Below are 21,026 nucleotides of genomic sequence, written 5' to 3'. Positions count from 1 at the left end.
CTTTTGCAGCGCCGCGACCGATGCCGTTCGGGGCCCGCGCGGCCACCACCGAGCGCGCGAAACGCGTTATGCAAATGCGATAGGATCGGTAATCTTCGTAGGTTTTTGAATATAGGTCGGGCGAGATAATGCAATGTTTGAGGACATCAGTTTCAAAAGTTGCACTTCCGATAACTGTGCCCGTCAAACGCTGAAATAAAAAAGACCCGGCAGGCCGGGTCATAAAAATGTTGCTCTGGTCCGCCAGGGCCTGCGCGGCCGTCCGGAGCGTTGCTCCGCGCCAACGGCCGCGCCCACGGTCACGGTCAGGCGATCAGCTTGACCAGCGCCGGCACGGTCAACACGGCCGTGTAGTAGCCCATGAACTGCACGCCGGTGTTGAAGCCGAAACGGCGCGACAGCAGCCCGCCGAACAGGCCCATGGTCAGGATCACGAGCAGACCGAGCAGCTGGCCTTCCCAGACGCTGATCACGATGATCAGACCGACGAAGGTGGCGATGATGGCCTCGTGGCTGACCCGGCGCGACACGAACAGCGCGGCGCGGCGGGCGAAGTTCATGGCGAACGGATAGGACACGATGGCGGCCAGGATCACGGCCATCATGCCGTAGCCCAGAAACTCCCAGTGGCTCAGCAGGTTGTGCAGATTGTGGGTCTCGCCGGTGGCCGCGTCCACCGTGAAGCGGGGCGGTGCATTGAAGAGCGGCGCGGCCGGGCCCGCGGCCACCGGGCTGAGCGGCAGGCCGAACGCGATCAGCGGGATCAGGGCTTCCGCCACGTAGGTGGCCTCGGTCACGCCGTTGCGCGCGCTCAGCACGGTGGTGAGCCGGTGATAGGCGTGCTTGATGCGCGAGCCCACGAGTTCGCCCAGCACCACCGTCATCGCGACCGGGCTGAACACGAAGGTGGCGCTCGAGATGGCCGCGGTCGTGAGGGTCCAGCGCGTCTGCACGGCGTCCATCACCTTGAGCGGGTTCGGGAAATATCCCGACCAGCCTTTTACGTCCGGCGCGAGCGAGAACGTGCGCACCTTGTCGCGGCGCATCTTCTCGCGGCCCTGCGGCGAGCTCACCGAGAACAGATCGGCGATCAGCGGCCCGATGGCGATGCCCAGAAAATAGCTGATGCTGAGTTTCACGCCATACTTGGCGGTCAGGCTCTGCAACGCCACGATCACGACGACAAAGGGCACGAGCAGGGCCACCGCGGCCCAGCGTCCGGCGGAGAAGTACGCGATCAGCAGCGCGGCCGCCAGGAAGATCCAGGGCGCGGTCTGCGTGATCACGCTGCCGAACGGTGCCAGCAGCACGGCGAACAGCACCGCGAGCGGCACGGCGACGAAGGCCGCCACGATGCCGCCGGACACCATCTTGCGCAACGCAATGTGCGGCACGCCCAGACGGCGCAGCGTGTTGGCGTCCTGCAGCAGCGGCGTGGCGAGCGTGTCGCCCGGGATCCCGAGCAGGGCGGTCGGCACCGCATGGGTCATGTGCTTGGCGACCGCGCCGGCCAGAAAGAACGTGAAGACGCCGGCGGGCGGCACGCCCAGCAGCACAACGAGCAGCGTGAGCGGCGCCAGCGTGGTGGTCTCGTCCGTGCCGCTCACGAGGCCGATCGCGGCGAAGACCACCGCGCCGATCAAGCCCATCGCGAGCGCGACGAGAAAGGTGTCGATAAAGGCGGGATCGCTCATGTCAGGGCCTCCTGGCGGGTGGCGCGGGCCGTGTCGCCCGACGGGGCCGCGGCGGTGCGTGCCGCTTCCTGGCTGGCCGCATTGGCGGCCACCGCGCCGGCAGCCGCCGCGCCGGCGGCCGCCCCATCCGGCTGCTCGGCGAAAAGATCGTAAAGCCCAAGCTCGCGCAGTTCCTGCACGGTGGCGGGCGGCAGGTCGGAAGCGCGCCCCAGGCCACCGGGTTGCGCGGCCAGCTCGGCCAGCACCTCGGCGCGCCAGGCGGGATCGCTCGCGGCATTCTCTTCGTTGACGATGCGCTTGGGCGGGAAGCGCCTGGCGCAGATCACGCCCGCGAGCACGCAGCCGCCCAGCCCCGCCAGCATGGCGTAGGCATGCGCGAGCTCCGGCGTGGCCACGACCGTCCGCAGCCAGCGGCTCGCCAGAAAGAACGCGGTCACGCTGATGCCGACGCCGATCACGATGGCCCAGGCCAGCTGGCGCAGGTCCACCGTGTCATTCCAGACTTCGGCCAGGCGCCACTCGGACGCCCCGTTATCTTGCTTCATGCTTGGTCTCCTCTCGGTGCGGACGCCTTCTGCGAGGCGTCGCGGGATGGGCGGGCGCTGAAGGCGCGCCGCCCGGTCGTGCTGCTAAACCGTCTGGCGCAGTTCCTCCAGCAATGCGAGCGCACGGTCGGTGCGCACATCGTGTTCTTCGGCCATGCGCCGCGCCACCGTATCGACCTCCGCGCCGGTCGCGCCGGCGGTCAGTGCGATGTTGCGGGCGTGCAGGGCCATGTGGCCGCGCTGGATGCCTTCGGTGGCCAGCGCGCGCAGGGCGCCCAGATTCTGCGCCAGACCGACGGCCACCGCCACTTCGCCCAGCTCCTGGGCCGACGACACCTCCATCATGCGCAGCGCGAGGCGCGCGAGCGGATGGGTCTTGGTGGCGCCGCCGACCAGACCGACCGGCATGGGCATCTCGAGCGTACCGACCAGCGCGCCGGTGCTGTCTTTTTCCCAATGGGTCAGCGAGGTGTAGCGGCCATCGCGGCTGGCATAGGCATGGGCGCCGGCCTCGATGGCGCGCCAGTCGTTGCCGGTGGCCACGATCACCGGATCGATGCCGTTCATGATCCCCTTGTTGTGCGTGGCGGCGCGGTACGGGTCGACGGCGGCGAAGACATAGGCGTCGAGCACGCCCTCGATGATCTCGGCGCCGCTGCGTTCGGGCGTGTCCAGCACTTGCGGAGTGAGGCGCACGCGCGCCCGCGACAGGCGCAGATCGGCCAGATTCGACAGGATGCGCAGACGCACCCGGCCACCGGTGATCTCTTCGACCAGCGGCGCGACGGCCTCCGCCATTGTGTTCACCGTGTTGGCGCCCATGGCGTCGCGCACGTCCACGATCAGGTGCATGACCAGCATCGGGCCGCGCGGCGTGTCCGGGAACACGTGCACTTCGATGTCCTGGCAACCGCCGCCCAGCTGGATCAGAACCTTGTCGCGGCTGTTGGCCAGGGTCAGGATGCGATCGCGTTCGCGCAGCAGCGCCAGGCGGGCGCCTTGCGGATCGCCCAGCCCCAGCACCTGGACCTGCGCCCGCATCAGCGGCCGCGTGCTGGACGTCTGAAAGCCTCCGCAGGCGCGCGCCAGCTTGGCCATGTACGAGGCGGCCGCCACGACAGAAGGCTCTTCCACGGCCATGGGCACGAGCACGTCGCGGCCATTGATCTGGAAGTTGCCGGCCACGCCCAGCGGCAGCTCGAACGTGCCGATCACGTTTTCGATCATGCCGTCGGCGCGCGCGAGCTCGAGCGCGCCCGGACGAGCCAGCAGGGCCTGCTCGTCGGCGGTGAGACCGAGCTTGGCGGCGAGGGCGGACAGGCGCTCGGCGGGAGCGAGCGCACGGAAGTTGGGGAGGCGGGAATCAGCCACGGCCTTATGTCTCCTTGTGAGTATCGTGGGCCTGATTCTAGGTAGACTGTACCAATCAAGAGAGGTACAGTTTGCGCAAACAGTACCGCTGCACTGCACCAATCAAGCCGCCATGAACGCTCCGCTGGATCCCTCCGACAGCCGCCCGCGTCGCCCCGCGCCCATCGCGGAAGGCCTCGCGCGACTGATCGGCGAGCAGATCGCCGAGGGGGTGTACCGCCCGGGCGACAAGCTGCCCTCGCTGCGCGAGCTGGCACAGTTGCACCGCTATGCCAAGAACACCGTCGTCGTGGCCTTCGAGATCCTGGTGGCCCGGGGGCTGGTCGTGCCGCGCCGCGGCGCCGGCTTTTACGTGTCGCCGCAGGCGCAGGCGCGCAAGGGCCAGGACGAAGAGGCGGGCCAGTTGAGCCGGGCCATGGACATCGTGTGGCTCATGCGCGAACAGTTGCGCACGCAACCGGATGCCGTGGCGGCGGGCGATGGTTTTCCGCCGGTCGAGTGGCTGGCCGACATGCGCATGGATCGTTATCAGCAGCGCGTCACCCGCACCGGGCTCGGCGCGTTGTTCCGCTATGGCAGCCGGTTCGGCTACCGGCCGCTGCGAGACAGCCTCGTGCGCAAGCTGGGCGACGTGGGCATCAGCGCGGCGCCCGGGCAGTTCGTGCTTACGCACGGCGCCAACGAGGCCATGGACCTGGTGATCCGCTACTTCCTTCAGCCAGGCGCGGTGGCCCTGGTGGACGACCCCGGCTACTACCCGCTGTTCGGCAAGCTCAAGCTGGCGGGCGTGCAGATGGTGGGCGTGCCGCGGCTGGCCGACGGTCCGGACATGGCGGCGCTGGAGGCGAGCCTGCACCGGCACAAACCGCGGCTCTTCTTTACCCAATCGATCGCGCACAATCCGACCGGCTCGGACCTCGCGCCCGCCAAGGCCTACAAGCTGCTGCAGTTGGCGGAGCGCCACAACCTCATGATCGTCGAAAACGATCCGCTGGCCGATTTCAAGCCCACGGCGGCCGTGCGTCTGGCCGCGCTCGATCAACTCGAGCGCGTGATCTACCTGGGCAGCTTCTCCAAATCCTTTTCCGCCGCGTTGCGCGTGGGCTTCATCGCCTGCGGCGGGGCGCTCGCCAGCGACCTGGCCGATCTGAAGGCGCTGGTGCACGTGAGCAGCTCCGAGTACAGCGAGCGCATGGTCGACGTGATGCTGCGCGAAGGCCACTACGCGCGCCACCTGGTGCGCTTGCGCCAGCGTCTCGAACAGGCGACGGCGCAGGCCCTGCAGGTGCTCGACGGGCTGGGCGCCGAGGTGTTCACCCGCCCGGCCAGCTCGCTCTATCTATGGTGCCGCTTTCCGGGGCAGGACGACTCGCTCGCGCTGGCCCAGGGCCTGATGGAAGAAAAAGTGATGATGGCGCCCGGGCGGGTCTTCAGTGTGGATTCGAACGCGCGCTCGCCGTGGTCGCGCTGCAATGTCGGCGCCGTGATCGAGCCGCGCTTCGAAGCGCGGGTGGCGGCATACCTCGAACGAGCAGAATAGAGCGTCATGCGTTACGCTGTCGGCTCGCCGCGGTACCCATGACGGCCGCGGCCACCCGACCAGACCTTATTGCGGTCGTGGCGCGCGGGCATTTATCCGCGTCCCGCCGCTGGCGCCCGGTCTTTTCTTACCGAGTTGTTGTTTGCCGTGAATCCCGTATTGCCTCCCCGAGATGCTGCGCCGCAGCCTGCCGTTTCCCTCCGTGCCACGGTTCAATTGCCCGTGCGCCTTGCCGACGGAACGGAGGCGCACGCGCTGGCGCACAGTTTCCATGGCCTGATCGACGGCAAAGAGCATATGGCGCTGCAGTTCGGCGAACCCGGCGCGCTGCCGCTGGTGCGCATGCATTCGGAATGCCTGACGGGCGATGTGTTCGGCTCGTTGCGCTGCGATTGCGGGCCGCAGCTGCAGGAGGCCCTGCGCGTGCTGAAGGAAGAGGGGGGTTATCTGCTCTACCTGCGCCAGGAAGGCCGTGGCATCGGGCTGTATCCCAAGCTCGACGCGTACCGGCTACAGGAGCAGGGGCTGGATACCTATGCAGCCAACGTGCATCTGGGCCATGGCCAGGATGATCGCGATTACACCGCCGCCGCGCAGATGCTGCAGGCGCTCGGGGTGTCGCGCATCGAGCTGCTCAGCAACAATCCGGATAAAAAACAGCAGCTCGAGCGGCTCGGCATCGAGGTCGCCGCGTGCCGGCAGACGCGCGTGCACGCCAACAAGCACAACCTCGGCTATCTGCGCGCCAAGGTCAACCTCACGCACCATCTGCTGCAACTCGATCACGACGATAGCTGACGGCGGGGCGCCTGCGCGCACCCGCCGCGTCAAACTCAGTCCTTGGCGTAGCGGAATTCCGCGAGCGCCTTCAGGCTTTCCTTGGTGGCGCCGTCCATGTGCAGACGCTTGTCGGCCACCTTCAGCTGCTTGAACGGCACCGCCACCAGGCGCGTGCCCATGCCGAGGAAGCCGCCCACCGAGACGATCGCGTAGGGCTGCTGGTCCGTGCTCACGATCACGTCGTCGACGGTACCGATCTTGTCTTTGTCGTTATTGAAGACGTCGGCGCCGATCAGCTTGGACGCGCGGTAGCCCGTCGCCAGCTGGACGACGTCCACACGCTGGGCGGTGACCGACTGCGGCGCGCCCTGAGCCAGGGCAGCCCCGGCCGGCAGACCGATGGCGAGTGCCAGGGCAAGGGCGCAGCGGCGCATGGCGATCGAGGAATGGCTAGTGTTTTTGTTCATGAGGACTCTCCCTGCGGGACGGCACGCTCGGTGCCGAAGTTGCCGGTATCACCCTCGCGCGGGGCGTGCGGGGTGCCGGCAAAATCGCATAGAGCAAGTATCGGGCCCGACCCGCGCCAGAGGGTGCGGGGAGGTCGGGGCAGCCCGGGGGGCCGCCCCACGCCTCAGAAGCGCCAGCGCAGATTCACCTGGGCCCCGTGTTCGCGGCTGTCGCGGGCCAGTTGTCCGGTGTAGCTCACCCCCAGCGTCGTGTTGCGGCCCACGGCCACATCGGCGCCCAGCTCGAGCAGCGCCGCGTCACGGGCGATCGGCGCGCCGGCCACGGTAAAGGTCTGGCTGCCCTCGAAGGCCAGCCGCGACGACGGGCTGAGATCGCCGAACGCATGGCGCCATCCCAGCGTGGCGCGCAGCTGACCCGCCATGCCGGCCGCCTCGAAGCCCTGCGTGCCGCGCAGGCCCAGCGTGGTGGTGGTCTGAGTGGTACTCGTGGACTGGCCCGACAGCGCTGCCGCGCCGCCCGACTCGGAGAACGAGCGCGTACGCAGATCGCTCCAGGCCACGCCGGCGAAGGGTTCGAGCGTGGCGCGGTCCGTCACGCGCCAGCGGTAGCCCAGCTCGGTGAAGAGCTGCGCCGTGCTGGCGCCGTAATCGGCGGTCAGCTCGGCCGTCTGGCTCAGCGTGTTGCGGCGCGTCGAGATATCGTGCCAGGTGTAGCCGCCGCCCAGCATCAGATTCCAGGCGCCCGGGCCGGCCTCGAATGCGCGGCCGCCGTAGATCAGCGCGCTGTAGCTCGACACGTCCGCCTGCGAGGCGCGGTCGCGGACCTTGACCTTGCTGTCGGTATAGCCGAACGCGCCGCCCAGACGCCAGCCGGCGCCGATCGGCTGGTCGGCGCCCACGAACACACCGCCGGTATGTTCGCGCACGCTGGCCGCGTTGCCGTTACCGTCCTGCGTGCGCCAGTTGCCGATGATCTCGGCCCAGACGGGCTGGGCAGCCGAGGTGGGCAGGGCGCTGGTGGCGGGAGCCAGGTCCGACATGCCTGCCGCGGCGGTGGGCGCGCCCGCCGTCATACCGGCATTCAGATTGTTGCGCAGGCGCGCCATGGGCAGCTCGCGCACCTTGGGCGCGCCCTGCGCCAGCGTGGCGCCGAGCGCCGCGTGGGCCTCGCCCGACAGGCTGTTGAACACCGCGGGCGGCGCGCCGTCCGGCAGGGTGAGCACGAATTCATGCAGGGCAGAGCCCGCGGGCAGACTCTCCAGTGCCCGGGCCACCGAGCGCTGATTGCCACTGCGTGCGGCATCCTCGAAGGCGATGGGACGGGTCGGCGCCGGCTCGGGCGGCGCGGGGGTGACGGGCGGCTCCGTCGGGACGGGCGGGACCGGCGGGGCCGGCGGGTCGACCGGGTCGACCGGGACTTCGGGATCGACCGGCACGCCGGGCTGGCCCGGATCGACCGGCACCGCCTTGCGCTCGAGCGTGAGCTTCACGTTGTGCGCGTCGTAGCTGAGCGCGGGCGTCAGGAACGCGAAGTCGGAGCTGACCGCGCCAAACGTGCCTGCAATCGTATTGGAGGTAAGGATGGTGTACTCGCGGCGGCTGCTGAAGCCCCCATCGGGACCGACATGCAGGACCGAGCCCGCCAGACTCGAATGGCCCGCGACATCGATCCGATCGCTCGTGCTCGAGTCGGGGTCGGCTTCGACCTCGTAGACGGCGCCCGCTCCGAACGTCAGGTTGCCATTCACGGTCAGGGTGCCGATCCCGTTGCCGGGTTTGATGCGCGCGCCGTTCGCCAGGGTGGTGTTGCCCACGGTGCCGGAGCCGGCAATAGCGCCGCCGTTGGCGACCAGGAGCGTGCTGCCCAGAGCGCCCGCGCCGCCCGCGCCCACCACGAGCGTGCCCGCCTGGACCAGGGTGGTGCCGGAGAATGCGGTGCTGTCTCCGGTGAGCGTCAGGGACGCGCCGCCGGTTTTGATGAAAGCGCCCGTGCCGCCAAGCATGCCGGCGTAGGTCGCCGGCGACGCGCTGGACAGGTTGAGCGTGGCCCCTCCGTCGATATGGGTGTCACCCGTGTATTGCGTGGCGTCGGCAACGAGCGTGCCGGCCTGGATATCCCATCGCCCGGCACTGGGGCCGCCCAGCGTGAGGCTGCCGATGCCGCGCTTGTACAGCGTGCCGTTGCCGGTGATCGCGCCCGCGAAGGTGGCGTTGCCGCTTTCCTCGAACTCGACGGTCCCGGCATTGTAGAGGTTGCCGCGGATGGAGCGCGCGTCGCCGATGAGCGTTCCATCCGCCACGTAGGTGTCTCGATACTGCTGATTCCCGGCGAGGCGCAGCGTGCCGGCGCCGAACTTCGACAGATCGCCACCGACCAGCACCTGATCCACCAGAAAGGTATGGCCGGGCTCGGCGATGTCGAAGCCCCCGCCGTTGGCGCTCCAGTCGATGCCCGCCGTCAGCGTGGGCAAGAGGGTGCCCGCGATGCGCAAGGTGCCGCCGTTGAACTGCACCCGGGTGCCGATGCCACCGAGATTCTCGCGCCGATCGATCTCGAGCACGCCGCCGCTCAGCAGGGTGCGGTCGCCGTAGGTGTTGGTGCCGCGCAGAACCAGCGTGCCGCCTTCGGTCTTGTCGATCCCGCCCGCGCCGACGATGGGCGTGTCGATGACGGCCCTCGCGCCGCTGAGCACGCGGATCTCGCTGCCGGCGGCCGCGGTCTGCAGCGTGCCGCCGTAGAGCTGATTGCCGTCGCTCACGAACTGCAGTCCCGCGAAAGCCTGCGTGCCTGACACGTTCACCGCATCACCGCCGGCGGCGTTGAAGACGGCATGGTTGCCGGCCCAGGTGGTTCTGAGCGGGCTGCCGTCGTCGCTCCAGTTCGTGCTGCTCGCGTTCCAGGTGCCCGAGCCGCCTTGCCAGGTCTGCAGCAGATTGCTGCCCGCGGCGCCGACGCGCAGGTCTACGTGACCCGCGAGATCGTAGAGGATGTCGACGGGCTGGTTCGCCAGGCTGGGCGCGTAGTTGCCGGGCTGAAGCCCGCCGCCCAGGCGCGAACCCGCGTGGGTCATGAGCCGGTAGTAACCGACCCGCCCCAGTCCGCTCGGATCGTTCAGATCGAGCCGGCCGTCGAGCGTGACATTGCCTGCGACAAACATGTGCACGCCACTTTGCGGGTCGCTTGGTGCCAGCGTCGGGCTGCCCAGCGTGTAGACGTAGCGCGACTCCGCATTCATCACGAGGTTGCCGTTGATCTGCATTCTGTCGGCAAGCAGGGCGCCCCCGGCGTTCACGGTCAGGTTGTTCACGCTGCCGTCGCCCATCAACGTTCCCCCGCTGTTGACCTCGACGTTGCCCTGGTGGGAGCCCATGATCTGCACTCCGCCCGCTTCGACGCGCACCGCGGCGGCTGCGGCGGACGTCACGCCCGTGAGCGCCAGCCACCCCGCACCTCGCTTGATCAGCGTGCCTGTGCCCGTAATCGTGCCGGAGTAGGCGGCCTGCGCCGTGTCGGACGTGACGATCAGTTCGCCCACGTCGGTGATCGTGCCCCCGCCGGCGAGCGTGGATACCGTCTGCGTGGTGCCCCCGAGGTGCAGCGTGGCGCCCGCCGTAACGTCGAGCGTGCCGCTGCCGAGAACCTCGGACGCCGTGGTCCACAGGGCGCCGCTCTCGACGCGGGTCCCGCCCCGGTGGATACTCGAACCGCCCAGGCGTACCGATCCGATCGTCGAGATGGCGCCGTCACCGCTGAAACTGCCGTTGAAGTCTGTCTGATTGAGCGACCCAAAAGTCAGTCGGCTGGCGTTCAGGACGACGCGCGTGCCGGTGTCGCCCGTAAGCGCACCGACCTGGCGCGCGCCATCCGCTGCGCTCAGATCGAGCGTCGATCCGGCGTTGAGCAGGGCGACGGCGCCCGCCTGGGGCAGCGCCCCACTCGTCGTCAGCGCCAGGGTGCCGCCGGTGATAGTGGTCCCGCCGGTGTGCGTGTTGGCGCCGCCCAGTCGCACCGTGGCGGCGCCCTGTTTGACGATGCCACCCGTGCCGGAGAAAGCGCCATTGAACTGCGACGAGCCCGCGGGGCCGCCGAACGTGAGACTGTTCGCGCCCAGCTGAATCTGCGACCCCGTTGCGCCCGCCAGCGCCCCGATCGTGCGGCCGCCCGAGGCGCCGCCGATGGCGAACACCGAACCGGGGCTGGACAGCGTAAGCCCGCCTTCCGGCGCCAGGGTACCCGCACCGTCGAGCGCTACCGTGCCGGCCGTGATCGTCGTGCCACCCGAATACGTATTCGCACCGGTCAGGGTCGCGGTGCCTCCTCCGTCCTTGCGCAGGCTGCCCGCCCCGGTGATGGCGCCGCCGAGCGTATAAGTGTTGTTCTGTACCAGCGTGAGCGCCGATCCGGTGGTCAACGTCATGTCGCTCGGAAACACCAGTCCGTCGGCGACCCGCAAGTTGGAGCTGCCGCCGACCGTCAGGGCGCCGCTCCCGATCGCCTGGGCATTGGACACGCTGATGCCGCCGTCGGTGAGATAGGTGCCGCCGGTATAGGCATGTGCCTCGGAGAGAAACAGCAGGCCCGAACCGGTCTTGCGCAGCGCGCCCGTACCCGTGATGCCGCCGTTCAGCACCGAGATATCGCCCGCGCCGAAGGTCGTGATGCCGCTCTCGAGCGCGAGTCCCTTGGTGAAGCCCATCGTGGAGTTCGTCACCGAACTTTCGATGGCCCCCCCGCGCGACGTGACCGTGCCGGCGGTCAGCGCATCACCGGAGGCAATGCGCACGGTGGCGCCGTTGAACAAAGTCGTCGCGGGAGTCGACGCGTTGCCGGACAAGCTCCAGATGCCACCTTCGACATCCATCGTGGAGAAGTTGAGGTAATTGCCGACGTCCATGACGCCGACGGTTGTCCCGCCCTGGATCAGCCGCAGTCGGCTGTTGCCCCCCGCGCCAGCGTCGACCACGCCCCGGCGGGCGAAGGCGAGATTCTGGCCGCCGTACATGAGCGATGCCGCGGCGGCGGAGCCGCCTCCGGTCGTCACCGACGAATCGGTACTCGCGACAAACTGGTGTCCGCCACCCGGCCCGAGATGCACGCTGCCCTGGATGATGCCGAGGTTGTTGACGGTGTTGCTGCCGGTGCTGGACAACGAAACACGCCCCGTGATCGTGCCTCGGTTGATCAGCGTGACCTGGGCCCCCCCGAACGCCGCGATCGCAAGAGCGTCGGACGGCAGGATATTGGACTCGTTGCCACTGGCCTTGGCCGCGATCACCCCGCCACTCGCATTCTCGATGACAGTTCTGCCGCCCGCACCGTTCCTGACCACCATTGCCAGGCCGTCCACGCTCTGGTCGCCGGTATACGCGCCAAAGATCTTGCCCTGGTTGAAGATGATCTGATTGCTGCCCGCCGCGTTACTCATGAACACGCCCTGGTGTGGCACGGGCAGCGCGGTCAGCGCCTGGGGATCGATGACGCCGCCATTGGTAAGGGTCAGTCCCGTGCCTGTCAGTTGCAATGCGCTGTTTCCGCCCATTGTCGGCGAGGCGAGTACGCCGTCGCTCGTCACCGTGAGGAACAGGTTACTTAACGAGCTTTGGAAATTCGGCTGTACGGGGTCAGGCGCGCCGGAACAGGTCGCGGTGGAGCCCCCCACGGTGCATGCCGCCTGGACGGGCACCCAGGCCAGGGCCGCGAGGGCCGCGACGAGGGCGCTCAGGGCGAAGGGGGTGGCGGACAGACGACTGGCGGTCGGGCGCGGGAAGGGCATGAGGTCGAAGCTCCGGGGCAAAAGCGGGCAGGCGGCACGGCCAGAGCGGAAGGGGGCGGCGCTGGCATTTTTCAGATGACGGTTCGGCCATGAGTAACGTGCGACGCGTATTCGTTCCATCCGCCGCTACACTGTCGCCTCTTCCCGAATCCCTAAGTGATAACCCCATGCAGCTCGACGACGCCCTCCACGAACAGATCAAGACCCTCTGCGCCCAGGGTGACGCCTGCGTCGAAGCGGGCGAGCTGGACGACGCGCTCGATGCCTACGACGAAGCCTGGGACCTGCTGCCCGAGCCCAAGCAGCGTTGGGAAGCCGCCACCTGGATCCTCGTCGCCATCGGCGACACCTGCTTCATGGCGGGCGACGAAACGGCCAGCGCCGAAACCTTCGGCCTGGCGCTGCAATGCCCCGGCGGCGTGGGCAATCCGTTCATCCACCTGCGCCTGGGCCAACTGGCTTTCGATGCCGACCAGCTCGACACGGCCGCCGACGAGCTGATGCGCGCCTACATGGGCGCCGGCGCGGAGATCTTCGAGGGCGAAGCGCCGGAGTACCTGGCGTTTTTGAAAACCCGCGCGGACATCTGAGGCGGGGAAGGGCGCAGCGAGGTCGACGCTCCGGCCGGTGCCTCCGGTGCGCAATGACGGCGTCGGCCAGCCAAGACGCGCCTGATGGCCAGGCGCGTCACCGCTCCGGGGGCGGCCGGAGCAGCTCTGCATGTAGGGACATTTTCCAGGCTGGTCGTGGCTAAAATGCATACAAGAATGAAAATTCAACAACTTGTATGGATTGGGCGGTAGAATTTGTCGAATGCATGGCGCCTGGAAGGCCGCCGCCTACAGACCGGCTCGGTCAGGCGGCCGCTTCAGCAGCCTCGCCATGCCACCGCGGGCCCAAGCCGCGCCGGCGCCGGCGCTGTCCCGGCCAGGCTCGCGCCGGGTAGATGAAGCTGCTGACGCAGCGTGTTGAGGAAGTTATGAATTTTTGGATCCCCGTCATCTTCGGTACCTTCAAGCTCGCCGTGCTGGGCACGTTCGGCTATCTCGCCATCAAATCTCACTACGACGGCGAGAAAGAGGAAAAGGCGAAGAAGAAAGAAAGGGAAGGCCGGTAAGACCCGGCTTCGTCGCCAGGGGGCAGAGTCTCTGCCTGACGACGGAAGCAGGTCGGGGGGCGGGGCGCTCGTACATTGGCAGCGAGCGCGGCCTGCCTCGAGATCGCGGAGTAGGCTCACGCCACGCACGCCTGACCCCGAACTCGGCTCTCGTCACGCACGCGTTACCGCACAGCCGGCTCACGCCACGCACGCGCGATCGCGGATTCGCCTCACGTTACAGCCTCACGGCAGCGTAGACGCCACGTCCGTCGCGCGTGGCCCGTGCCGCGTGTCATACACGGCGCCCCAAGCGCGTCCTGAGCAGATACAGCAGCGTCGTCAACGCTGCCGCCGCCACTAACAGTTGCACGGCCAGCCACGCCACCGCGTGCGAGGGGGCGCGCTGCGCCGCTTCGAATGACGGAATCCGCGCGTAGTCCGCGCTCGACAGCCCCCGATAGCCCATGATCCGCGGCACGAAGAAGCCGCGCCACGTCGCTTCGTACGTATCGACGGCGTCCAGGAACGCGCTATGTTGCCCGGCGCCGATGCCCGCCAGATCGTCCGACACCTGCAGCAACGCCAAGGGCGGAGACAGCCACGCCCAGCGTTGCACGAACTCGGTTTGCGCCAGCCGTTGCCGATCGAAACGCCGCAGCGCGGGATGGATCAGACTGTCCTGGTGCTCGAAGCGGGGCAGGAAAGTCACCGGCCAGGTATGCCGGCCCGTGAACAGCGGCGCCGATTCCGGGTGGTTGGCGTACCAGCGCTTGGTCAGGGCAGGCATGCGGACTTCCGCTTCCTGCTGCGCCTGACGCAGTTCCACGATGAAGGCCAAACGCGACGGCATGGGATGCCGCGCGCCGGCCGCCGTCTGAAGGCCCGCGGGAACCACGAAGGTCAGCAAGAGCCACCCGGCCAGCGCGGTCAGCAGGGCCGCGCCGGACGAGATCGCCAACGCCGCCAACGCGCCGCATAGCGCCACCCAGAACCCCGCGTACGCGGCCAGGCACAAGGCCCACCACGCCGCGGCCGGCGCGGCGCCCGCACTGGCGCTCGCAGCAATTGCCACGCTGCAGGTCAGCGCGGCCGGCAACCACAGCACCAGCGCGCGGATGCCCAGAGCGGCATAGGGCGGCCGCCACGGCCGCACGGTCTGAACGAGCGTCGTGCGCCAGATGCCGCGTTCGCGATCTTCCTGGAATGCGCCCGCGCACAGACCGATCGCCACCAAGGGCAGCAGCAGCGCCAGCACGGCGCCCAGATCCAGCGCGCGATACTGCGCGAGCATGGGATTGCTCAGCGCATCGCTGCGCCGTCCGTCCGCCTGACGACTCTCCACGGAGACCGCAATGCGGGTGGGCAGGGTGCGGTAGGGCGACAGGCTCAGCGCGAGGCCCGGGCCGGGCGGCAACTGGGCCAGGCCCGCCGTCGACCGGCCCAGATTGAATGCCTGCGCGGCCCGCCCGGGATCGACGGGCGCGTCCGCGCCGCCGGCTGGGTGGCTCGCTCGCGCCTGCTCGATCACGGCGTGTTGTGCGGCTATCTCCCGGTCATCGGCAAGGCGCTTGTCGCGCGCGCCCTGCATCGACCAAAGCGCGCAAACCGCCAACAGCAAGCAGTAGCTGAACGTGATCGCGAGGTTGGCGCGGCTGCGGCGAAAGCGCAGCCACTCGGCCCAGAGTATCAGCCTCATGGTCGCCACCGCCTTGCGGCCAGGGCCAACAGTCCTGCCGAAGCCACGACCCAGGCGGCCAGCGACAGCAGGTCGGGCCCGGCCCGCCTGACCGCGAAGCCCAGCGAGGGCGGCGCGTACTGGAACTCCGGAATGCTCTGCCACAACGAGTCTGCCGCATACTGAGTCTCGTAGGAGACGTTGCCTCGGGTATGGGCCACGTCCCACTGGTCGAGCGCCGTATTGACCTCGCGCCGGTAGTGCTCCGCCGCCTCCTCGAAATGGCCTTGATGCGCCAGCGATGTGCCCGAGAGCGAGGCCGACGAGGCCATCAGCGCGAGGGTCGGGCTGAACAGACCCGCCCAGCGCAACAGCTGCTGCTGCCGTTCATAGCGAGCCCACAGCGCGTCGAAATGATGCGCATGGACCCGGTCGGCGTGCGCATCGCGCACCAGCCGCCTCGCGGCATTCACGCCGATCGGCACCTCGCTGAGCGAGGCCACCCCATACTGACGCAGGAGTCCGGCCTCGAACGCCCGCACCTGGGTCGCGAGGCTTTCGCCACCGGGCAGACCCTGCGTGTAGTCGTGGGCGATGTCGGCCCAGAATTGGGACGAGGAGGGCAGGGGCACACGGGCCTGCGCCACGGCGCTGGCAACGCGCGGCGCGGCCAGCACGAACAGGGCCCACACCAGCACCAGCACGAACAGCGCGCCGCGGCTGCCGGCGCTGAGCGCGCCAACGGCGAGGCCGAGCGTGGCAAGGCACAGGTAGTAGAGCAGATACACGCCCGCCAGGCTGGCGACGCGGAGCGTCAGCCCGGCGGATTCGGGCAGCCAGAGGGCGCCGATGCCGAGCAAACCGAAGATGGGCAGAAACGCCAGCGCGACGCACGTCATGATGGCGATCAGCTTGCCGCCCAGCAAGGCGGCGTTCGACACCCCCATGCTCTGCAGCATGCGCAGGGTGCCTCGCTCGCGCTCCTGCGTTGCCTGGCTGAAAGACAGCGCCATGATCAACAACGGAAACAGCCCGGCCAGCAGATAGGCCGGCACGATCTGGCCGAAGCGCGCGCCCGGTCCGCTATCTGCGTCGGGATTGAAACGCGCCATGTTGCGTCGGTGCGGTTCGAGCCATATCGCTTGCCCCACATAGGGCTCGATGCCGGGATCGAAGGCCCACAAGGGGGCGTCCGGACGAAACACGTAGATGCCGAAGTGGGCCCCGCGATGCGGATGCTTGATGCCCTGTTTTTCCCATTGCGCCCGGGTGGTGTCGCCGATCTGCACGCGCTCGGCGTGCAGACGGCTTTGCTGCGCGAGCGCGGCCACGTACAGCGTCGCCCACATGGCCAGGAGCGCCACGGCAAGAATCAGCACACGGCGGTCGCGGTACAGCCCCAGCAGTTCCTTGCGGACAATCACGCCGATCATGGCACGGCTCGCGCATGCGCCAGATAGGTCGCTTCGAGCTCCGCATGGCTGACGCGGTGCGCGTCGAACTCGTCCAGCAGACGGCCGGACCGCATGATGCCGATGCGGTCGGCGACCTCGACCGCGTTGAACAGGTCATGCGTGGCCATCAGGATGCCCAGGCCATCGGCCGCCGCACGGCGCAGCTGCGTCGAGAAGTCGTGCGTGGCGGCCGGATCCAGGCCCGAGGTCGGCTCGTCCAGCAACATGGCCACGGCGCCCTTGGCGTAGGCGATGGCCAGGCCCACCTTCTGGCGCATCCCTTTGGAGTAGCGCTCGACCCGCTGGCCGTGGGCGCCGCACTGCAGACCCGCCTGCTCGAGCCGGGCGGCGGCCTCGACCGCGGACAGTCGCAAACCCGCCAGCGCACTGAAATAACGCAGGTTCTCGATGCCGCTAAGGTAGGGGTACAGGGCCACGTTCTCGGGCAGATAAGAGACCAGGCGCCGCGCCGCGTCGGGATCTTTGTCGACCCGCGTGCCGCCCACATGCACCTCGCCCGCGGACGGCGGGACAAAACCCAGAAACACGCTGAGCGTCGTGGTCTTGCCCGCCCCGTTGCCGCCCAGCAGGGCATAGATGCACCCCGCGGGCACGGTCAGGCACAGGCCATCGATCGCACGCCTGGCCGCGAAGTCCACGGTCAGATCGTGCGCTTGCAGCGCAGGGGCGCTCATGGCGATCTCCCGCGCGTCAGAAGAAGTAGCGCACGTTCACGCCGACGAGATTCTTGGGCTGCGGCGAGATCCAGAGCCCGGCGTTGGTCGCATAGGCCGCCTCGCTGGCGTAACGGTGCGGCTGCAGAATCCAATACGCCGACATCTGGTAGCGCTGGTAGTCGTAGGTCACGCGGAAGTCGTAGCGGGTGTAGGTCGGCATCGACTTTTCCGCCAGGGGCGAACCGCTGTAGTACGGGATGCCGCGCGTGAGATAAGCGTCGGCGTTGAGCGTGAGGTGCCCCTGGGCAAGCGGCATGCCGTACTCCACGCCCGCCTTGATGATGTCCTTGGGCACGGACAGACGCGCGCCGGTGCCGGGGAGGGGGTTCTTGATCTCGGCTTCCAGGATGCGTCCATAGCTGGCATACACACTGAAGCCGCGCGTGGCACGCCAGCGCGCTTCCAGTTCGAAACCCTTGCGTGTCGTCTCGCCCACCGACGAATACGTGTCGGGCGCGGTCAGCACGATCTCGTCTTCGTTTTCCGTGTAGTAGACGGCGCCGGCCACGGCCAGATTCTCGGAGGGCGACGCGGTGAAGCCCAGGTCATAGGACCGCACCTTGGACGGCGCGATCGACGTATTGGCGGCGCCGCCGCGCGCGCCGAGCGGGCCCAGCGTGCCGCTGGGGCTGATCTGCTGCGCCGCCGGCGAACGAAAGCCCTCGGCCACGTTCGCATAGAGGTCGAGCGTGGGCAGGGCGCTCCAGACCACGCCGAGCTTGGGCGTCGCCACGGAATCGCGATACTTGGTGGAAGCGTCGGGCAGCTTGCGGTTCTCGATGTCGTAGTCGAACGCGTCGTAACGCAAGCCCGCCAGCAGCTTCAGATTCTCGGTGGGCTTGTACTGCCCCTGCGCGAACACGCCGTAGGTCACCAGATCCATGTTCAGGTTGACCAGATAATTGTCGGTGGGATCGCCGTTGACATAGCGCTGGCGGATGCCATCGCCCTTGTCGCGCCGAAAATCGGCGCCCACGAACAACGCGCCCCGGTCGCCGAACACAAAGTTGTTCGCGACGCGGCCGCCCGCGAAATAGCGGTCGTCGCTGCCCACGTTATGCTGATCCACAGCGGCGGCAATGCCACGCTCGCGCTCGAGCTTCTGCGCATAGACGGTGGTGTAGAACCCCGCCTCGCTGTTGAGCGGACGGCGGTTGAACACCAGACCGGTCTGCGTGTTGCGTCCGAAGCCCGGCGTGTCGTACTGCACATCCCGAAAATCCGCCGCGCCCGACTGCAGGCTCGACTGCAGCAGGTATCCCGCCGCATGAAAGCGCGCGTGATAGTGGTTCACGCTCAGGCTGTATCGGCCGCCGTCATAGGGCGTGGACAGCTTCCAGAAGAAATTCTGCCGTTCGGTGTCGGCCTCGTCACGGTAACTATCGGCGCGATACACATCGGCCACGAACAAGGATTGGATGTCTTTGTATTCGCCCGAATGGACCAGCGAGGCGCGTCGTCCGCCGTAGCTCTCCACCGTCAGCCCGATGCTCGAAGGTACCTGGCCCCACGGCGAGCTGATGTCCACGGCGCCGGCGCGATGCTGATCGCCATATAAGGCGGACACCGGGCCTTTGATCACCGCGACGTTGCCGATCATGTCCGGCGTGAGCCACTCCAGAAAGGCCGGCCCGTGTCCCGCGCCCGCCTCGCTCGAAGGCAGGTTCTGCGGGACGCCGTCGACGTAAACCGCCGTGTCGGCGCCGTGCGTGCCCTGGGTGGCAAAGCCGCGCATCCGGAAGCCGTTGCCGGTATCGCCCTGATCGATGTTGTTGGCCACTACACCGGGCACGCGCCGAAAGATGTTCGAGATATCCCGGCCCACGTTGATCGTCTGCAACTCGGCCGGGGTGATCACGGTCATGGCGGCCGGCAGGCCGGTGCTGTCCAGCGTGACCCGATCCCGCTCGCCCAGCAACTCCCGCGCAACGTCCTGCCCGCTGACCTCGATCGGCGCCAGCGTGGCGGTGGAGGAGGAGGGCGCCGCGCGCTTCTCCTCGGCCCAGGCTTCGCCGGCCGTCAGGCCGGTGGCCATGGAGAGGACGACAAAAGCGGTGCGCAAAGCAGGGTTGTCGCCAGGAATGCTGCAGGAAGGTCGCGTGGACATAGGGTCGGAGTGGAGTTCGATCGGGGATGAGCGCGGGATGAAACCGCGTGAGTGCGACCGGGGCCTAGGCAGCCTCGGCGCAAAATTAGAACGTTATATTATTCTATTTCGTGGCGGTGCGGAGGTGGGCGGTGGTCTGTCCGAGGTTTGGGTGAGGGCGCGTGTATGCCTGGCGCGGAGCTCGGTCGAGAGAGGGCAAGCGGATGGGACGGCCCCGGCGTGGCCTCGCGGCGCGATCAACGCCGGCGAGCACGCTAGCGCCCACCGGCGACAAGGGCTGGCCTTTGTGGCCCCCGAACGCGTCGGTGTTACAGCAGCCGGGCAGTCGGTGTTTTGCCGTGACGGCCAAGGCTATGACGTCACCGAGCGAAGGAAGGCCTGCCTGCTAGATAAAGTGGATCAACTTCTGACGCTAGGCATGGCCGCTTAGAACTTTATGCGGTTGCGGGCGTTGGCATAATTGCGTGTGCCGTGCGCAAACCAAGAACGACGAAAGTCAAAACGGGTCTGTGCGGCGGTAATTGCTACGTATCGCACAAAAACAATAGAAATAATCTCGCTGTTATTGTGTGTCTTTGGTTTTTCAACATACTGCTAATCAGCGACACCGCGTCATTTTCCCGCCCGTAGCTTCACGGCCTTCTTCACGCTTGATGACAACACTCCACGCTTTAATGCCTACTGTAAGATGAACCCCATCTCGCCGGCATGATGGCATGCATCTCAGGACAGTAATGGCCTTTAAGCTGCGTCAAATGGAAGTTTTCCGCGCCGTCATGCTCACAGGGAGTGTGAGCGGTGCCGCGCGCATGCTATATGTTTCGCAGCCAGCAGTGAGTAAGCTATTGGCTCATACCGAGACTAGTTTGGGGATCAAGCTTTTCAATCGTATTGGCGGGAAACTACAAGCGACAGCCGATGCGCACTTGCTGTATGAGCAAGTGCAAACAGTTTATTCGGCGGCTCAAAAAGTGGATCGCTTTGTCGAGAATTTGGCTGTAGCGCATGCCTCTGAGATAAGCATCGGCAGCAGCCCAAGCCTCGGCTTGTCATTGATGCCCAAGATCATCGACCGTTACCTGCAACGGGACCCCGGAGTCCGAGTCCACTTCAACACAACCATGGTCCAAGACGTTCCGTTGGAAATTTTGAGCGGAACCTTGGATGCCGCAGTCACGGTTCTACCCGTTGAGAACGCAGGGCTAACCGTTGAGCGTTTATTCTCGGGCAGAATGGTCTGTGCTATGCGATTGCAACATCCATTAGCGGCAAGACCCGCTATTCGACTCCGCGACCTGACCGCGCACAAAACCATTTGTTATTCACTCAGCATTCCATTTGAACGACTCATACGCGAAACAATGGAAGCGCATGGTTTTGACATAAAACCGGCGATTGATGTGCCGCGCGCCGAGTTGGCCTGCGCCATGGCCCAGCGAGGCCTCGGCGTTGCGATAGTTGACGAATTTTCCGTCGCGGACAAGCTCTGGAGCGAGATAGTCGTACGCCCCATCGTTGAAGAAATAAGTTTCGACGTCTACTTGATCACGCCGCGATTTCAATCCATTAGCCCCTCACTGAACATCTTCGTCGAAGTACTCCGTGAATGGGCGAAAGACCTCCCGCAAATTTCTTCATAGCAAGGCAGACTTCGCTACCGAATGGCCTATGAGCAAAGGTTATAGGTCACGATAATCCGATATACGACAGTTGTGGTTGTGCTTGCTAGCATCCTCACATCAACGAGCCCATCGGAATTATCGCGCAGCGGCATGAGGTCGAC

General features: G+C 67.1%; 14 protein-coding genes. 5 read left to right on the top strand and 9 right to left on the bottom strand.

The window, feature by feature from the left end; all coding sequences use genetic code 11:
• Positions 1-305 precede the first annotated feature (305 nt).
• The 3 genes from CEK29_RS12890 to CEK29_RS12880 form a co-directional block, all read right to left on the bottom strand.
• Complete coding sequence (locus tag CEK29_RS12890) at positions 306-1,694, bottom strand: tripartite tricarboxylate transporter permease (protein WP_094799934.1); 1,389 nt, start codon at positions 1,692-1,694, stop codon at positions 306-308.
• On the bottom strand, positions 1,691-2,239 hold the full coding sequence (locus CEK29_RS12885; protein ID WP_255176149.1) for a hypothetical protein: 549 nt from the start codon (positions 2,237-2,239) through the stop codon (positions 1,691-1,693). The genes CEK29_RS12890 and CEK29_RS12885 overlap by 4 nt, the downstream gene beginning before the upstream one ends.
• Before the next feature lie 84 nt (positions 2,240-2,323).
• Positions 2,324-3,610 carry a hydroxymethylglutaryl-CoA reductase, degradative gene (locus CEK29_RS12880; protein WP_094858353.1) on the bottom strand — a complete coding sequence of 429 codons (1,287 nt, stop codon included), beginning with the start codon at positions 3,608-3,610 and terminating at the stop codon, positions 2,324-2,326.
• 112 nt (positions 3,611-3,722) lie between these two features.
• Here CEK29_RS12880 and CEK29_RS12875 point away from each other — a divergent pair, with 112 nt between their 5' ends.
• A complete protein-coding gene (locus CEK29_RS12875; RefSeq protein WP_094858352.1) occupies positions 3,723-5,150 on the top strand; it encodes an aminotransferase-like domain-containing protein in 1,428 nt (475 codons plus the stop codon).
• A 159-nt stretch (positions 5,151-5,309) separates the two neighbouring features.
• Positions 5,310-5,948, top strand: a complete 639-nt coding sequence (locus CEK29_RS12870; RefSeq protein WP_094800242.1) for a GTP cyclohydrolase II — start codon at positions 5,310-5,312, stop codon at positions 5,946-5,948.
• A gap of 35 nt (positions 5,949-5,983) precedes the next feature.
• Here the strand turns inward: CEK29_RS12870 and CEK29_RS12865 are convergent, their stop codons facing one another.
• Both CEK29_RS12865 and CEK29_RS12860 read right to left on the bottom strand, forming a co-directional pair.
• On the bottom strand, positions 5,984-6,397 hold the full coding sequence (locus tag CEK29_RS12865) for a PRC-barrel domain-containing protein (protein ID WP_094799938.1): 414 nt from the start codon (positions 6,395-6,397) through the stop codon (positions 5,984-5,986).
• Positions 6,398-6,561: 164 nt separating this feature from the next.
• Complete coding sequence (locus tag CEK29_RS12860) at positions 6,562-11,919, bottom strand: autotransporter domain-containing protein (RefSeq protein ID WP_217903884.1); 5,358 nt, start codon at positions 11,917-11,919, stop codon at positions 6,562-6,564.
• 419 nt (positions 11,920-12,338) lie between these two features.
• On the opposite strand from CEK29_RS12860, the gene CEK29_RS12855 reads away from it, so the two are divergent.
• Together CEK29_RS12855 and CEK29_RS23925 are read left to right on the top strand one after the other, a co-directional pair.
• A complete protein-coding gene (locus CEK29_RS12855; RefSeq protein WP_094858350.1) occupies positions 12,339-12,761 on the top strand; it encodes a tetratricopeptide repeat protein in 423 nt (140 codons plus the stop codon).
• A 389-nt stretch (positions 12,762-13,150) separates the two neighbouring features.
• The gene (locus CEK29_RS23925; RefSeq protein ID WP_170948444.1) at positions 13,151-13,288 is read left to right on the top strand and encodes a hypothetical protein; all 138 of its coding nucleotides are present in this window, start codon (positions 13,151-13,153) and stop codon (positions 13,286-13,288) included.
• 274 nt (positions 13,289-13,562) lie between these two features.
• Here the strand turns inward: CEK29_RS23925 and CEK29_RS12850 are convergent, their stop codons facing one another.
• The 4 genes from CEK29_RS12850 to CEK29_RS12835 are packed head-to-tail and all read right to left on the bottom strand — an operon-like array spanning position 13,563 to position 19,198.
• Complete coding sequence (locus tag CEK29_RS12850) at positions 13,563-14,966, bottom strand: DUF3526 domain-containing protein (RefSeq protein ID WP_094858349.1); 1,404 nt, start codon at positions 14,964-14,966, stop codon at positions 13,563-13,565.
• A complete protein-coding gene (locus CEK29_RS12845) occupies positions 14,963-16,378 on the bottom strand; it encodes a DUF3526 domain-containing protein (protein ID WP_094858348.1) in 1,416 nt (471 codons plus the stop codon). The genes CEK29_RS12850 and CEK29_RS12845 overlap by 4 nt, the downstream gene beginning before the upstream one ends.
• The gene (locus tag CEK29_RS12840) at positions 16,375-17,094 is read right to left on the bottom strand and encodes an ABC transporter ATP-binding protein (protein WP_094858347.1); all 720 of its coding nucleotides are present in this window, start codon (positions 17,092-17,094) and stop codon (positions 16,375-16,377) included. The genes CEK29_RS12845 and CEK29_RS12840 overlap by 4 nt, the downstream gene beginning before the upstream one ends.
• Before the next feature lie 16 nt (positions 17,095-17,110).
• Positions 17,111-19,198, bottom strand: a complete 2,088-nt coding sequence (locus CEK29_RS12835; RefSeq protein ID WP_255176148.1) for a TonB-dependent receptor — start codon at positions 19,196-19,198, stop codon at positions 17,111-17,113.
• A gap of 779 nt (positions 19,199-19,977) precedes the next feature.
• Between CEK29_RS12835 and CEK29_RS12830 the strand changes: the two genes are divergently transcribed.
• The gene (locus CEK29_RS12830) at positions 19,978-20,883 is read left to right on the top strand and encodes a LysR substrate-binding domain-containing protein (RefSeq protein ID WP_176456901.1); all 906 of its coding nucleotides are present in this window, start codon (positions 19,978-19,980) and stop codon (positions 20,881-20,883) included.
• The last annotated feature ends 143 nt before the right edge of the window (positions 20,884-21,026 follow it).

Source organism: Bordetella genomosp. 5, assembly GCF_002261475.1.
GTDB lineage: Bacteria > Pseudomonadota > Gammaproteobacteria > Burkholderiales > Burkholderiaceae_B > Bordetella.
Note: the sequence above shows the minus strand (reverse complement) of the source record. Positions and strands in the feature narration are given on the sequence as shown.